Annotated in this window: 13 protein-coding genes; 12 read left to right on the forward strand and 1 reads right to left on the reverse strand. The window is 69.3% G+C overall.

Features of this window, described 5'->3' with window-relative positions:
• Positions 1–281 precede the first annotated feature (281 nt).
• The 4 genes from HS109_07155 to HS109_07170 all read left to right on the forward strand — a co-directional run bounded on the left by HS109_07155 (position 282) and on the right by HS109_07170 (position 4,917).
• Positions 282–1,280, forward strand: a complete 999-nt coding sequence (locus tag HS109_07155) for a BMP family protein (GenBank protein ID MBE7522147.1) — start codon at positions 282–284, stop codon at positions 1,278–1,280.
• A 121-nt stretch (positions 1,281–1,401) separates the two neighbouring features.
• Positions 1,402–2,940, forward strand: a complete 1,539-nt coding sequence (locus HS109_07160) for an ABC transporter ATP-binding protein (GenBank protein ID MBE7522148.1) — start codon at positions 1,402–1,404, stop codon at positions 2,938–2,940.
• A complete protein-coding gene (locus HS109_07165) occupies positions 2,930–3,991 on the forward strand; it encodes an ABC transporter permease (GenBank protein ID MBE7522149.1) in 1,062 nt (353 codons plus the stop codon). The genes HS109_07160 and HS109_07165 overlap by 11 nt, the downstream gene beginning before the upstream one ends.
• Positions 3,991–4,917 carry an ABC transporter permease gene (locus tag HS109_07170; GenBank protein MBE7522150.1) on the forward strand — a complete coding sequence of 309 codons (927 nt, stop codon included), beginning with the start codon at positions 3,991–3,993 and terminating at the stop codon, positions 4,915–4,917. Before HS109_07165 ends, HS109_07170 begins: the two co-directional genes overlap by 1 nt.
• Here HS109_07170 and HS109_07175 read toward each other — a convergent pair.
• The gene (locus tag HS109_07175) at positions 4,896–5,996 is read right to left on the reverse strand and encodes a LacI family DNA-binding transcriptional regulator (GenBank protein ID MBE7522151.1); all 1,101 of its coding nucleotides are present in this window, start codon (positions 5,994–5,996) and stop codon (positions 4,896–4,898) included. The two genes, HS109_07170 and HS109_07175, sit on opposite strands and share 22 nt — an antisense overlap.
• 147 nt (positions 5,997–6,143) lie before the next feature.
• Between HS109_07175 and HS109_07180 the strand changes: the two genes are divergently transcribed.
• The 8 genes from HS109_07180 (at position 6,144) to HS109_07215 (ending at position 15,795) form a co-directional block, all read left to right on the forward strand.
• Positions 6,144–7,631 carry a sulfatase gene (locus HS109_07180; protein MBE7522152.1) on the forward strand — a complete coding sequence of 496 codons (1,488 nt, stop codon included), beginning with the start codon at positions 6,144–6,146 and terminating at the stop codon, positions 7,629–7,631.
• Positions 7,632–7,675: 44 nt separating this feature from the next.
• Positions 7,676–8,617, forward strand: a complete 942-nt coding sequence (locus HS109_07185) for a tripartite tricarboxylate transporter substrate binding protein (protein MBE7522153.1) — start codon at positions 7,676–7,678, stop codon at positions 8,615–8,617.
• 8 nt (positions 8,618–8,625) lie between these two features.
• Positions 8,626–10,191, forward strand: a complete 1,566-nt coding sequence (gene betC / locus HS109_07190; protein ID MBE7522154.1) for a choline-sulfatase — start codon at positions 8,626–8,628, stop codon at positions 10,189–10,191.
• A 54-nt stretch (positions 10,192–10,245) separates the two neighbouring features.
• Complete coding sequence (locus HS109_07195; protein MBE7522155.1) at positions 10,246–11,658, forward strand: sugar ABC transporter substrate-binding protein; 1,413 nt, start codon at positions 10,246–10,248, stop codon at positions 11,656–11,658.
• A gap of 25 nt (positions 11,659–11,683) precedes the next feature.
• The gene (locus tag HS109_07200) at positions 11,684–12,580 is read left to right on the forward strand and encodes a sugar ABC transporter permease (protein ID MBE7522156.1); all 897 of its coding nucleotides are present in this window, start codon (positions 11,684–11,686) and stop codon (positions 12,578–12,580) included.
• Complete coding sequence (locus tag HS109_07205) at positions 12,577–13,416, forward strand: carbohydrate ABC transporter permease (protein MBE7522157.1); 840 nt, start codon at positions 12,577–12,579, stop codon at positions 13,414–13,416. Before HS109_07200 ends, HS109_07205 begins: the two co-directional genes overlap by 4 nt.
• A complete protein-coding gene (locus HS109_07210; protein ID MBE7522158.1) occupies positions 13,413–14,465 on the forward strand; it encodes an ABC transporter ATP-binding protein in 1,053 nt (350 codons plus the stop codon). The genes HS109_07205 and HS109_07210 overlap by 4 nt, the downstream gene beginning before the upstream one ends.
• Before the next feature lie 76 nt (positions 14,466–14,541).
• Positions 14,542–15,795 (forward strand): GTP cyclohydrolase II, encoded by a 1,254-nt coding sequence (locus HS109_07215; GenBank protein MBE7522159.1) that lies wholly within the window; start codon positions 14,542–14,544, stop codon positions 15,793–15,795.
• Positions 15,796–15,879: the final 84 nt, after the last annotated feature.

Below are 15,879 nucleotides of genomic sequence, written 5' to 3' on the forward strand. Positions count from 1 at the left end.
ATGGAGCGGCAAGGCTTCCGTCCCAAGACGGAAGGACGGCGATCCTGCACGCTGTGCGCGGCGTGCTTCACCGGAGATCGGGGTCGCCGCCGCAGGTGCGGAGCGTTTCGCGCCTGCGGTCACCAGTCGGGACGCCCGGCGGAGGTCGATCCTCCGCCGGGATCCTCGACGAAACGCCCGGCGCGGGCCGTCCCGGTGTATGCGATCATGTCGCGCGGCGCACGATGCGCCGGGCCGGCGCCACGGCGCGCGCGGCGAATTCGTTCCGGGGAGATGACGCGATGGTGACGCGACGGGGATGGTTGAGGGCGGGCGCGGCGGCGGCACTGGCGGCGGCGATGCTCGGCACGCCGGCGATGGCGCAGACCAGGCTCAAGGTGGCGGCGATCTACACGGTGCCGATCGAGCAGCAGTGGGTGGGCAGGATCCACAAGGCGCTCAACGCGGCGAAAGACCGCGGCGAGATCGAGTACGTGTTCTCCGAGAAGGTCGCGAACGCGGACTACGAGCGCGTGATGCGCGAGTACGCGGAGAAGGGCAACACGCTGATCGTCGGCGAGTCGTTCGCGGTCGAGGCCGCGGCGCGCAAGGTCGCGAAGGACTATCCGAAGGTCTCGTTCCTGATGGGCAGCTCCGGCAAGCCGCAGGCCCCGAACTTCGCGGTGTTCGACAACTACATCCAGGAGCCGGCGTACCTCACCGGGATGGTCGCCGGCGGCATGACCAAGACCAACAAGATCGGCATGGTCGGCGGCTACCCGATCCCCGAAGTGAACCGCCTGATGCACGCGTTCATGGAAGGCGCGAAGGAGGTCAATCCGAAGGCCCGGTTCTACGTCACCTTCATCGGCTCCTGGTTCGATCCGCCCAAGGCGAAGGAGGCGGCGTTCGCGATGATCGAGAAGGGCGCCGACATCATGTACGCCGAGCGCTTCGGCGTGTCGGATGCGGCGAAGGAGAAAGGCAAGCTCGCGATCGGCAACGTGATCGACACGCAGCCGCAGTACCCCGACACCGTCGTGTCGAGCGCGCTGTGGAACATGGAGCCGACGATCGACCGCGCGATCAAGGCGGTGAAGGCGGGGCAGTTCAAGGCCGAGGACTACGGCCCGTACTCGATGATGAAGTACAAGGGCAGCGAACTCTCGCCCTGGGGCACGTTCGACGCGAAGGTGCCGAAGGAACTCAAGGAGAAGATCGCGGCGAAGGAGAAGGCGATCCTCGACGGCAAGTTCATCGTGAAGATCAACGACAAGGAACCGAAGGCGACGGCGAAGTAGGCCGGACCGCCTCGCCGCGCGGCCCGCTCCCGCGGGCGCCGGCGGCCGTGGCCCACCCCCGGTACCCGGCAGCCGCCGCGTACCCGGGGAGCGGGCGGGTGCCGCGCACCCGAGGCATGCGATGTCGACGCCCGCCCTGACGCTGTCTCGCATCACCAAGCGCTTCGGCGCGCTCGTCGCCAACGACGCCGTCTCGCTCGATCTCGCGCCGGGGGAGATCCTGGCGCTGCTGGGCGAGAACGGCGCGGGCAAGTCGACGCTCGTCTCGATCCTGTTCGGGCACTACGTCGCCGACGAAGGCACGATCGACGCGTTCGGGGCGAGGCTGCCGCCGGGCGATCCCGCCGCCGCGATCGCGGCGGGCATCGGCATGGTCCACCAGCACTCGACGCTGGCGGACAACCTGTCGGTCCTCGACAACGTGACGCTCGGCACCGAGCCGCTGTGGCGGCCGGTGTCGCGGCGGCGCGAGGCGCGCGCGCGCCTCGTGGCGACGGCAGAGCGCTTCGGGCTCGCGGTCGATCCCGACGCGCGCGTCGCGCGTCTTTCGGTCGGCGAGCGACAGCGCGTCGAGATCCTGAAGGCGCTCTACCGGGACGCGCGCGTCCTGATCCTCGACGAACCGACGGCGATGCTGACGCCGCAGGAGAGCGAGCGGCTGTTCGCGACGCTGCGCGGCATGGTCGACACCGGCGTGTCGGTGATCTTCATCAGCCACAAGCTGGACGAGGTGCTGCGCGTCTCCGACCGCATCGCGGTGCTGCGCGCGGGCAAGCTCGCCGCGACGCTGCCGGCGCGGGCGACCTCCAAGGCCGCGCTCGCCGAACTGATGGTCGGGCGCGCGATCCCGCCGCCGAGCGCGAAGCCGCGTGCGCGCGGCGGCGCCGTGTGCGTGATCGATCACGTGACGATGCGCGGCGAACAGCGCGGTCAGCGCCTCGACGACGTCTCGCTCGCGCTCCACGCCGGCGAGATTACCGCCGTCGCGGGCGTGGCCGGCAACGGCCAGTCCGCGCTGGTCGACCTCCTGTGCGGCATGCGCGCGGCCGACGCGGGCAGCGTGTCGCTCGGCGGCGCCGCGCTCGCCGCGGACCCGCGCGCGTGGATCGCGGCGGGCGTGGCGCGCATCCCCGACGACCGCCGCGAGGTCGGCACGATCGGCGAAATGCCGGTCTGGGAGAACGCGATCGCCGAGCGCTACCGGCGGCCGTTCGCGAGCGCGGGCGTCGTACGACGGCGCGCATCCCGCGCCTACGCCCGCGGGCTCGTCGACCGGTACGACGTGCGCGGCGGCGGCATCGACACGCCGGTGCGATTGCTCTCCGGCGGCAACATGCAGAAGCTGATCGTCGGGCGCGCACTCTCCGGCGGCGCCGCGAAGCCCGACGCGTTCCTGCCCGCGCTGATCGTCGCGAGCCAGCCCACCTGGGGCCTCGACGCCGGCGCGGTCGCCTGGGTGCACCAGCACCTGCTCGACGCCTGCGCGCGTGGCGCGGCGGTGCTGCTCGTGTCCGAGGACCTGGACGAGATCCTCGTGCTCGCCGACCGGATCGCGGTGCTCCACGCGGGCCGGCTCACCCCCGCGCGGCCCTCCCGGGACTGGACGCTCGCCGGGCTCGGACTCGCGATGGCCGGCGAGGGAGCGCGCGATGCGGCTTGAGCCGCGCTCGAGCGCCTCGGCGGGCATGGCGCTCGCCGCCCCGTTCGCCGCGATCGCGTTCACGCTCGTCGTCGCGGCGCTGTTCGTCGCCTGGGCCGGGGCGCCGGTCGCACGCACCTACGCGCTCATCTTCGAGGGCGGCTTCGGCTCGCGCTTCGCCTGGGCCGAGACGCTCACGCGCGCGACGCCGCTCATCCTGACCGGCCTCGCGGCCGCGATCGCGTTCCGTGCGCATCTGTACAACATCGGCGCGGAAGGCCAGCTCTACGCGGGTGCGCTCGCCGCCGTCGCGATCGGGGGCCTGCACGGCGGCAGCGGCTTCGACCTGCCCCCGGCGGTCCTGTTCGTCGCGATGTTCGCGGCGGCCGCCCTGGTCGGTGCACTGCTGATGGTGCTGCCGGCGTTCGCCAAGACGCGTTTCGGCGTCGACGAGGTCGTGACGACGCTGCTCCTGAACTTCATCGTGCTCCTGTTCGTGTCGATGATGCTCGACGGCCCGATGAAGGATCCGACGGCGATGGGCTGGCCGCAGAGCGTCGCGCTGCGCGAGGAACTGGAGCTGCCGAAGCTCCTCGCGCGCACCCGCGTGCACGCCGGGCTGCTGATCGCCATCGCGTTCGCGTCCCTCGCCTGGATCGTGCTGCGCGCCACGACCTTCGGCTTCGAGGTGCGCTCGGTCGGCGCGAACCCGCGCGCCGCGAAGTTCGCCGGCGTGCCGGTCACGCGCACGCTCATCCTCGTCGCGCTCGCGTCCGGCGCGGCCGCGGGCCTCGCCGGCGCCATCGAAGTGGCGGGACGCACCGGATACGTGACGCTCGACATGTCGCCGGGCTACGGTTACACCGGCATCGTCATTGCGATGCTCGCCGGCCTGAACCCGCTCGGCGTCGTCGCCGCCGCGGTGTTCGTGGCCGGCGTGCTGGTCGGCGCGGACAGCATGAGCCGCGCGGTGGCGGTGCCGACCTACATCGCCGACGTCATCGTCGCGGTCGCGCTGATCGCGATGCTCGTCGCGACGCTGACCGTGCGCTACAGGATCCGCTGGCGCTGATGGCCGACGCGCTCGCCTCGATGCTGCTGAACGCCGACTTCTGGTCGGCCGTGCTGCGCATCGCGACGCCGCTCCTGTTCGGAACGCTGGGCGTGCTCCTGTGCGAGCGCTCCGGCGTGCTGAACCTCGGCATCGAGGGCATCATGGTCGCCGGCGCCTTCGCCGGGTGGCTGGCCGTGCATGCGGGCGCCGGCCTGTGGACCGGCGTCGCGGTGGCGGCGGGCACCGGCGCGCTGTTCGGCCTGCTGCACGGCCTCTTGACCGTTCCGCTCGCGCTCTCGCAGCACGTGTCCGGCCTCGCGATCACGATGTTCGCGACGAGCGTCGCGTATTTCGCGTACCGCGTGAGCTTTCCCAACGTGTCGACGCCGCCGACGATCGAGCCGTTCGCCGAAATGGCCTGGCTCGGCGTACCGGTGCTCGCCGCACAGACGCCGTTGACGCTCGCCGCGATCGCGCTCGTGCCGCTGGTGGCGTGGGTGCTCCACCGAACACCGCTCGGACTCGCGCTGCGCACGGTCGGCGAGAATCCGGCCGCGGCGGAAGGGCAGGGACTGTCGGTCTACGCGCTGCGCATCGGGGCGGTCGCGGCCGGAAGCGCGCTGATGGGCGTCGGCGGCGCGTTCCTCACGCTCTCCGCGTTCAACTCGTTCTTCTTCAACATGATCAACGGACGCGGGTGGATTTGCGTCGCGCTCGTCGTGTTCGCCGGCTGGCGGCCGGGGAAGGCGCTCGCCGGCGCGCTCTTGTTCGCGTTCTTCGACGCGATGCAGCTGCGTCTGCAGCAGGCCGACGCGGGAGCGCTGCCCTACCAGGTGTGGCTGATGGTGCCCTACGTGCTGTCGATCGTCGCGCTCGTCGCGGTCGCGCGCCGGGCGAGCTATCCGCAGGCGTTGATGAAGCCCTATCGCAAGGGCGAGCGCTGACCGCGGCTGTCGCGTCTCCGCGCAGCGCTGGGGGGCGGGCTCGTGCTGCCGCGGACCACGACCTCGAACGGCAGCACCTGGTGCAATGGTGGAGCGGCACCCTCCAGGCGGGCGATGAGTTGAAGCGCGGCTGCGCTTCCGATTTCCACGATCGGAGTGCGTACGCTCGTCAACGGAGGGGTCTGCGTCGCACCGAGGTCGGTGTTGTCCACCCCGGTGATCGAGATGTCTTCGGGAATGCGGACGCCCGCCTCGCGGCAGGCGAGCATGGCGCCGACCGCAAGCACGTCGTTGGTCGCAACGACGGCGGTCGGGCGTTCCTCCTGCGCGAGCATACTTTCAACCGCGGCGTGGGCTGCCGGGAGCGAGATCGCGGCGAATCGGACGTTTCGGGGGTCCAGCGCGAGCCTGCGCGCAGCGAGCGCAGCGCGCACCCCTGCGCCCCGTTCACGTGCACGGTCGTTACCGGCCAACGGAGCGCTGACGAGCCCCACGTGCCGGTGTCCAAGCTTCAGCAGGTGTTCCGTCACGGCGAACGCGGCTGCGTGATTGTCGAAACCGATGGACGGATGGCGCCCGGACGGGTCGACGCCCCAAGTCAGGACGTAGGGGCGACCGTAGTCGTCCAGCAGACGGAAGAGCGCGGGGTCGTGGTCGAGACCCACGAACGCGAACGCATCGACGCCATGCGTGATGAGTTGCTCGGTGACCCGAACCTCGGTGGCGAGATCGTAATGGTGGGCGGCGAGCACGAGCGAGTATCCGCGCTCGTCCAGCGAACGTTGCAGCGCGCTGGTCGTGCGCGCATACAGCGCGTAATCGAAGGAGGGCACCACGGCGCCCACCATCTGCGTGCGCTGGCTGCGCAGCGCGCGGGCAGCGCCGTGCGGCACGTATCGGAGCTTGTCGATCGCCTGCCGGACGCGTTCCCGCGTGTCCGGATCGACTTGGCCGGGCAGATTGAGCGCACGTGAGACGGTGGCCGTCGACACGCCCGCGAGGCGCGCGACGTCCCGGGCGCTCGAGCGCGGGGGCGGCTCGGCGGGGCGTGGCAGCGTGTCGGACGGGTCGTTCTTCATGGTGGTGAGCATACGCGCGACGAAATCGATTGCAAGTCCGGTCGGCCGCCCTGCAGCGCGGGATGCTGCTGTGCAGGATTGACAGCTAACCGGAAAGCCGCAATCCTTATGTAAACGAATACATCCACGCGCCGGAGAAGCAAGGACATGTCCGCCCCCGTCAAGCATGTTGTGCTCGTCATCTTCGATACGCTGCGCCGGGACGCCGTCGGGTGCTACGGCACACCGCCGCCGTGGGGCGCGATCGCGACACCGCACCTCGACGCTTTTGCGAAGGAAGCCGTGCGCTTCGACCGCGCGTATCCGGAGGCGTTGCCGACACTGTGCGCGCGCCGCACCATCTATACGGGGCGCCGGACCTATCCTTTCCGCGACGGAGATTTCCGCCACATCAAGGGCGACTTCGTGGGCATCGCGCCTGGCTGGGGCCCGATTCCGGAGCACCAGTCCACGCTCGCCGAGATCTTCGAGCAGGCGCACTTCCGCACCGGCCTCGTCTCCGACCTCTATCACGAGTTCAAACCGTCCAAGAACTTCTGGCGTGGCTTCCACCAGTGGAGCTTCATTCGCGGACAGGAGGCCGATGCCGCACGCAGCGGGCCGTGGCCCTCGCAGGAGGAGATCGACCATTGGGTGCCCCGAGAGCTGCAGGAACTGCGCGGCAAGGCCACGGGCCTCGAGCAGCCTGGCTTCGGCGCTGCATGGTTCTCGAGCCGCATTCTCCTCAACATGCGCGATCGTGTCCGCGAAGAGCAGTGGTTCAACGCGCAGGTGATGCAGGAGTCGGCGCGCTGGCTCGAGCAGAACCTCGACGCTGGGCGGATGTTCCTCACCGTCGAGTCGTTCGACCCGCACGAGCCGTGGTTCGTGCCGGAGCACTACCGGCGCAAGTACGACGACGGCAACGGTCGCGAACAGGTGATCTCCCCCTATGCCGAGATGCCCTGGCTGCCGCCGGACCTCGTGAAGCGCACGCGCGCAAACTATCAGGGGCTGGTCGAGATGTGCGATCGGTGGTTCGGACACCTGATCGAGACGTTGCGCGTAACCGGCCTGCTCGACGAGACGCTCGTGGTCGTCACCTCCGACCACGGCCACAGCATGTGGGAGCGCCGCGGCTACATCGGCAAGCGCGGATACCCGTCCGATCCCGAGAGCTACGAGGTCCCGCTGCTCGTGCGCCATCCGCAGCAGAAGGGCGCGGGCACGGTGTGCGACGCCTTCGTGCAGCACCACGACATCTCGGCGACGCTCCTCGAGGCGACGGGAGTGACGCCGCCGGCGCCCATCGATGGACTTTCGTTCTGGAAGACCGCGTTCGACGGCGCGCCCGCCGCGCGCGACCACGTGACCATCGGGTGGGGCAGCGCGATGACGGTCATCGACGATGACTGGTGGTTCAACGCCAAAATCAATGGGCGAGGGGCCTTTCTGCACGATTCGCCACGGCCGGCCCCGGATGCGCAGAATCTCGCCGAAAGGCATCCGGACGTCGTCAAGCGGCTGTTCGATCTCGGCGTGGCGGACGCCGGAGGCTCGTTTCCCGATTTCCTCCTCAAGCAGGCGGACGACGCGAACGACGCATCCGGTTGCAGCCCGTTCGCCGCCATACCGACGACGCGGGGTTCGCGATGACGTCCCGAAGGCCGGACGGCGCCCGCCGCCGAGTCCTGGGCGCGATGGCCATTGGCGGACTCGCGCTCGCGAGCGGCCGGGCGTTTGCGCGCGACTTTCCGTCGCGAACGATCCGGCTGGTCGTCCCCTGGGCGCCGGGTGGCCTGGTCGACAGCGGCGGACGCATCCTCGCTGAGGCGCTCACCAAAGTGCTGGGCCAGTCGGTGGTCGTGGAGAACGTGCCCGGCGCCGCCGGGACGCTCGGTGCCGAGCAGGTGGCGAAGGCGGCGCCCGATGGACATACGCTCCTCATGGCGACGAGCTCGCTCGCGATCGACGTCGCGGGCGCGCGCAAGCTTTCGTTCGACCCGCAGAAGGACCTCGCTCCCGTCGCGCCGATAGCCGACACGAGCAACGTGATCGTCGTCGCGTCGTCGTCGTCGCTCAGGTCGGTGAGCGATCTGATCGCGGCCGCGAAGGCGAGGCCCGGCGAGATCGCGTACGGAACTCCGGGCATCGGCAGCCCTGCCCATCTCTTCAGCGAACTCTTCGCCCAGACGGCGGACGTGCGGATGCTGCACGTGCCCTACAGCCGGACGCCCGCGATGAACGACCTGATCGGCGGACGGCTCGCCGTGATGTTCGCGACCATCCCGGTGGCGATGCCGCAGATCAAGAGCGGGCAGGTTCGTCCGCTCGCCGTCACCGCGTCCGCACGCTTCCCGGCGCTGCCCGACGTGCCGACGGTGATGGAGTCCGGGCTGCCTCGATACGAGGCTGGCCAATGGTTGGGGGTGTTTGCGCCGTCGCGCACGCCGGCCGAGGTTGTGCAGATTCTGAATGTCGAGATCACGAAGGTCGTGAAGACGCCCGGGGTGGCGCAGCAGCTCGTCGATCGCGGCATGTTGCCGATCACCGGTGCCCCGGCGGAGTTCGCGCAGCGTTTCGCGGCCGACGTGAAACGCTGGACCGCGGTGATGCGAGCCGCCGACATCAAGCTCGAGTAGGCGGCTGCATGACGCGTACCGCGCCTCCGAACGTCGTGCTGCTGATGGCCGACCAGCTCACGCCTTTCGCGTTGCCCTTCCACGGCCATCCGGTCACGCAGGCGCCGGCGTTGTCGCGCCTCGCGGCGGAAGGGGTCGTTTTCGACGCGGCGTACTGCAACTCTCCCATCTGCGCACCGTCGCGATTCTCGATGCTGTCGGGCCGAATGCCGCACGCCATCGGTGCTTGGGACAACGCGTGCGAGTTTCCGTCGGAGATTCCGACGATGGCCCACTACCTGCGCGCGGCAGGATACCGGGCGATCCTCGCCGGAAAGATGCATTTCGTCGGCCCGGATCAGCTCCACGGATTCGACGAACGGCTCACGACCGATATCTACCCCGCCGACTTCCTCTGGGTGCCCGACTGGTCCCGCGGCCCGCAGTACCGGCCCACCGGGGTGGGCATGGGCCACGTGGTGGACGCGGGACCCTGTCTGCGCAACATGCAGATCGACTACGACGAGGAAGTCGCGCACGTCGCAGTTCAGAAGATCTACGATCTCGCGCGGGAGAAGGTGGCCCCGTTCTTCCTGATCGTGTCGTTCACGCACCCGCATCCGCCGTTCGTCGCACGGCAGGACGAATGGGATCTCTACGAGGACGCCGCCATCGATGCTCCGCGGGTGCCTCCGATACCGTTCGAAGCGCTCGACCCGCACAGCCGATGGCTGTACGTCGCGCACGGGCAGGACCGACACACGGTCACCGCGGAGCACGTGCGCGCCGCGCGCCGCGCGTACTACGCGATGGTGAGCTACGTCGATGGCAGGATCGGCGCGGTGCTCGAAGCCCTCGACCGCTCGGGGCTGGGCAGCGAGGCGGTGGTGGTGTTCTGCGCGGACCATGGCGAGATGCTCGGCGAGCGGGGCATGTGGTACAAGCAGACGTTCTACGAACCTTCAGTACGCGTACCGCTCGTGGTGCGCGCCCCTGGTGCGGCGCCACGCCGAAGCGGCGCGGTGACGTCGCTCGTCGACCTCCTGCCCACGTTCCTCGAGCTGGCTTCGAGCGCGGGTGCCGCGGTCGTGCCGGTCGATCCGCTGGCCGGGCGCAGCCTCGTGGACTTGCTCGACGGACGCACAGACGGCGCCGGCCGCGAGGCGGTGTCCGAGTATTCGTCGGAGGGAGTGATCGCGCCGTCGCGCATGGTACGCCGCGACAACTGGAAGTACGTGTACACGAGCGGTCTTCCGCCTCTCATGTTCGATTTGGCGCAGGATCCGCGGGAACTCCACAATCGCGCCGGCGATCCTGCGGTAGCCGATCTCGAGAAAGCGCTGCGTTCGCGCGTTCTCGCGGACTGGGATCCGGTTGAGGTGGATGGCCGGATTCGCGCGAGCCAGAAGCGGCGCCTGTTCCTGCGCGAGCTCGCGCTCGAGTCAGGTGCTTTCCCCGAATGGAACTTCGAGGCGCGCGCGGGAGATGCCAGGCGTTTCGTGCGCCCCGCAACGGCGACGGGCGCAGTCGGCGCCAAGCCGCGCGCCCGGTTCCCCTATGTCGACCCCACGCCGCCGGACCGACCGGCGACCTGACGCGATGCCGCGACGCGGCATGACCCACGAGCGCCCCACCCCGAGGAGGATCCGATGGACCAACGAGAGTCGAAAGGACCGGCGAAGGTGTCACGCCGCCGGTGGATCGCGCAAGGCGCCGCCATCGGTGCCGCCACCGTCGGAGCGCCGTGGGTCGCGCGCTTCGCGCACGCGCAGGCGGCCGACTTGGGCCCATGGCAGTCGGCGAAGGTCAATTGGCGGCAGGCGGAGGGTGCCGAGATCACGGTGGCGGTGATCCCAGCCTCCTACTTCGACAACCTGATCGCGATCGCCCCTCAGTTCGAGGCGCTGACCGGCGTGAAGGTGCGCTTCGAGAAGGTCCCCCCGGGACAGATCAGGCAGAAGGCGATGCTCGACCTCTCGTCGAAGACGGCGACGTATGCGACATCGGCGACCGATCCGATGTACTACCCGCTCTATGTCGCCAACAAATGGGTCGATCCGCTCGACCGATATCTCGGCGACCCCACGCTGACGGACGCGGCGTGGTTCAACTACGGCGACATCCTGAAGGCATGGCGCGACGCGGCGTCCATCGACGGAAAGCCCTACGGGATGCCGTACGACGGCGAAGTCACGGTGCAGGTCTATCGCAAGGATCTCTACGACGCGAAGGGGCTGAAGCCCGCCGAGACGTTCGACGACTACCTGAAGAACGCAGCCGCGCTCAACGACCCGGGGAACCGCATGAGCGGGATGGCGCTGCGCGGTTTCGCCGGCGCCGGGCAGAACATGTACATCTACCCGTCGATCTTCCGCGGCTACGGCGGACAGTGGTTCGCCGGGAGCGCGATCAAGGTCAATTCGCCGCAGGCCGTCGACGCGCTGGTCTGGTATGTCGATGGCCTGACGAAGTATGCCCCGGCGGCAGTGCGCAACTGGAACTGGCCCGACATCGCGGATGCGTTCTCGCAAGGGACGTTGGGCGCGTACATCGATGCACACTCGTCGGCCGCCGTGCTCAACAATCCGGAGAAGTCCAGAGTGATCGGCAAGATCGGCTTCGCGCGCTGGCCCAAGGGCCCTTCGGGCAGGCGCGTCACGTCGATCTGGAACTGGGGCTTCCCGATCAACGCGGCGTTGTCCGACAAGGCGAAGAAGGCGACCTGGTTGTTCGTCACCTGGGCAGCCTCGGCCGAGACACAGGCTCGGACGTCGTGGAAGTTCTCGGGTCCCGCGAAGCGTTCCGGCGTCAACCGCACCTCGCTGTGGCGCTCGCCGGATTTCGGCGCCGCGATGAAGGACTCCGGCGCGAACTTCGTCCAGGCGGCGCTCGACTCGCTGGAACAGGACACGGACGTCGACTGGCGGCCACGCGTACCGCAGTGGCCCGCGATCGGCGACACCATGGCCACCGCGGTCCAGGCGGCACTCGTCGGTCAGAAGAAGCCGAAGGAGGCACTCGACGAGGCTCAGGCGCGGATCGACCAGATCATGAAGGCGTGACTCGAAGGGAGCGGTCCGGCGGCCCATGACCCGCGCAGCGACCGTGGGCGCGCGCGCGGCCGGCGCGGAGCGACGCTTCGCGCTGGCCCTCTTCGCGCCCGCTTTTCTCGTCCTCGTGCTGACGACGACGGCGCCGCTCGTCTACCTCCTGTGGTCGAGCTTCATGCGCATCGACCTTTCGATGCCGTGGCTGTCCGGATTCGCGGGGCTCGGCAACTACGTCCAGATGGCCGGAGATCCGCGGTTCTGGAACTCGCTCGTGCTCACCGGCATCTACACGGTCAGCACGGTCGTGCTGCAGGTCGCGATCGGATTGTCGCTCGCGCTTCTCGTCCTCAGCATTCCCGCCGGGCAGGCGGTGCTGCGCGTGGCGGCGATCCTGCCCATCGTGCTGGCTCCGGTCGTGGTCGGCCTCTTCTGGCGCACGCTGGTGCTCGCTCCCGACGTCGGACTCGTCGATGTGGCGGCCCGGGCGCTGGGATTCGAGAGCCGCAACTGGCTGGGCGATCCGCAGCTCGCGCTCGTCTCGGTGATCGCGATCCACACCTGGCAGTGGACGCCGTTCGCGTTCCTCGTGATCCTCGCCAGCCTGGCGGCCCTTCCGCCGGACGTGTTCGAGGCGGCCCGGATCGACCGGGCGACGCCCTGGCAGCGCTTCCGGCACATCACGCTGCCCCTGATTCGCCCGGCCATCGTGATCGTCGTCATCATGCGCATGATGACCGCGCTCTCCGCGTTCGCCGCGATCTTCGCGGCGACCGGCGGAGGGCCGGGCACGGCGACGGAGATCCTCAACCTCTACGCCTACCGGACGTCGTTCTCGGAACTCAACCTGGGCTACGGCTCGGCGCTCGCCGTGGTGCTGCTCGTCATCACCTCCGCGGTGTCCCTCCTCATGTTCCGGCTGAGGCGCGCGCGATGACATCACGACACGTTCGTTCGCTCGCGCTCCTGGTGCTCGCCTGCGCGTTCATGGCGGCATGGGTGGTGCCGGTGCTCTGGGGCCTGCTCACTTCGTTCAAGAGCGAGCGGGACGTCCTTGCCTACCCGCCGCTGGTGGTCTTCGAGCCGACGCTCGCGAATTATCGCGACGTGATGTTCGGGTCTTCGAGCATTCTGCCCAACCTCGCGTCGAGCCTGATCGTGGCGGGGTCGGCGACCCTCGCGACGATGCTGTTCGCGATTCCGGCGGCGTACGCACTTGCGCGGCTGACCCTGCCGGCGAAGCGCGCCGGCGGATTCTACGTGCTTGCCACCCAGATGCTTCCACCGGTCGGCCTGATCATTCCCTACTACCTCGTGCTGCAGAAGATCTCCGGCCTCGACACTTACGGAGGGCTGATCGTCATCTACATCACGTTCTCGCTGCCCTTCGCGATCTGGCTGATGGTTTCCTACTTCGAGGACGTTCCACCGGAGATGGAGGAGGCGGCACTGCTCGACCGCGCCGGGCGCCTCCGTGCCCTGTGGCACGTGATCCTGCCGCAGGTGCGCGGGGGCGTCGCGGTCACCACGATCTTCGTGTTCCTGAACGCGTGGAACGAGTTCCTGTTCGCGGTCGTGCTGGGCGGCAACCGCGTGCGGCCCGTGACGGTCGCGATGTTCAACTTCATCTCCGTCGAGCAGACGCAGTGGGCGCGCCTCGCCGCCGGGGCGATGCTCGCCATGGCGCCGGTGATCGTGCTCGGACTCGTCGCCCAGCGCCACATCGTCAAAGGACTCACCGTGGGAGCGGTCAAGGGAGGCGGGCGGCGATGAGCGGTAAGGGCCACGTCGCGCTGGAAGGAATCGTGAAGCGACACGGCACGTTCACCGCGTTGCATGGGATCGATCTCGAGATACGGCCGGGCGAGTTCTTCGCGCTGCTGGGGCCCTCCGGCTCAGGCAAGACGACGACACTGCGCATCCTCGCGGGTCTCGAGACCGCCGATGCCGGCCGCGTGATCGTCGACGGCGAGGACGTGACCGATCGCGAGCCGGGCGAGCGGGACGTCGCGATGGTGTTCCAGAGCTATGCGCTGTATCCGCACATGACCGTGGCCGGGAACATCGCCTTTCCGCTGAGGATGGTGGGCGTGCCGAAGGCGGAGATCGCTTCGGCGGTGCGAGACGCCGCCGCCCGCGTGCGGATCGATCACCTGCTCGACCGCCGCCCGGGGCAGCTCTCCGGCGGACAGCAGCAAAGGTGTGCGCTGGCGCGCGCCATCGTGCGCAAGCCGCGCCTGTTCTTGCTGGATGAACCGCTGTCCAATCTCGACGCGAAGCTGCGCGTGGAGACTCGTGTCGAGCTGCGCAAGCTGCAGCGCGCGCTGGGAGCGACCGCCGTGTACGTGACGCACGACCAGGAGGAGGCGATGACGATCGCCGATCGCCTCGCGGTGTTCGTCGAAGGGCGGATCGTGCAGGTCGGAACGCCGGAGGAGGTGTTCGCCCGTCCCGCTACCGTGGTCGTTGCGGGATTCCTCGGCAGTCCTGCGATGAACCTCATCCCCGGCCGCGTGTCCGGTGGGGGACTCCAGGTGGCAGGGCATACCATTCCGCTCGGATTCGAGCCGGGAGCAGACGGCGAGGTGACCGTCGGCGTACGTCCGGGCGCGGTCCGGCTCGCCGAAACGGGTATCCCGGGGCGCGTCTACCTGGTCGAGGATCTCGGGGATACCACGATCGTCGACGTGGAAGTCGGCGATCGACTGCTCAAGATGCGCTCGGATCACCGCCCCCCGGTTCGAGAGGGAGACGCGGTACGGGTCTCCTTCCCTCCGGACGCCATCCATCTCTTCGAGAGCCCCTCAGGCCGGAGGCGATGACCCGTCGTCCCGACGGACGCTACCGGCATTGACCGTGGCGCATAATGTGCAAGATGCGCATTCCGCTGGTCCGCCCGTGACGCCCGACGCCCACAAGCCCAAGCACATCCGCCTCACCTCGCACCCGGTCGAAGGTGCGTACGGCGCGCTGCCGATCCACTGGGGCCGTGCCGACCCGAAGGCGCGCGGACCGATCGTCGGCAGCACGACGAACCGCAGCCAGCGCAACGTCATCGGGACGCACAGCGGCAGCTACGGCGTGTACCGCGCGCTCGCGGTCGCCGCCGGCGCGCTGGTGCGCGGGCACAAGCCCGATCTCACCAATACCGCGCCCACCGATCCGATCGGCCCGTACCCGCAGTGGGGCGACCCGACGAAGATCGTCTCGATGGATCCGTTCGGCGCGGTCGTGGCCGGGGTGTTCGCCGACGAGATCGCCGCCGGCTACGACGTCCGCCCGACGATCGCGGTGACGAAGGCGCACATCGACCTGCCGGAAGTGCACGCGGCGATGGCCGCGGGGCGCCTCGTCGCCGACGGGCGCATTCTGCTCGCGAACGGCGGGGCCGTCGTGACGAAGGCCGCGATCGAGCCGGTGTGGTGGCTGCCGGGCGTCGCCGCGCGCTTCGGCGTCGTCGAGAGCGACCTGCGCCGCGTGCTGTTCGAGGAGACCGGCGGCATGTACCCGGAACTCGTCACGCGCAGCGATCTCGAGGTGTTCCTGCCGCCGATCGGCGGGCAGACCGCGTACGTGTTCGGCGATCCGAAGCATCTCGCGGATCCGTCGGTGACGCTCACCGCGCGCGTGCACGACGAGTGCAACGGCTCCGACGTGTTCGGATCCGACATCTGTACCTGCCGCCCCTACCTCACCCACGCGATCGAGGAGTGCATCCGCGGCGCGCAGACGGGCGGCGTGGGGCTCGTGGTCTACTGCCGCAAGGAGGGTCGCGCGCTGGGCGAGGTCACCAAGTTCCTCGTCTACAACGCGCGCAAGCGGCAGGCGGGCGGCGACTCGGCGTCGAACTACTTCCTGCGCACCGAGTGCGTCGCGGGCGTGCAGGACATGCGCTTCCAGGAACTGATGCCCGACGTGCTGCACTGGTTCGGCATCCGGCGCATCCATCGCCTGGTCTCGATGAGCAACATGAAGTTCGACGCGATCGTCGGCGGCGGCATCGAGGTCGGCGAGCGCGTCCCGATTCCCGACGACCTCATCCCGGCCGACGCGAAGGTCGAGATGGACGCGAAGATGGCGGCGGGCTACTTCACCGAGGGCGCGAAGCCCGACGAGGCGCGGCTCAAGGCGACGAAGGGCCGCGAGTTGTGATCCCTCCCGGGCGGGCCGGGCGCGCGGACGGCGGGGGGCGCGGCGAATTCGGGACGGCGCTCCGGTCGAGTCCGGATTCGGCCG

The organism is Burkholderiales bacterium, assembly GCA_015075645.1.
GTDB lineage: Bacteria > Pseudomonadota > Gammaproteobacteria > Burkholderiales > Casimicrobiaceae > VBCG01.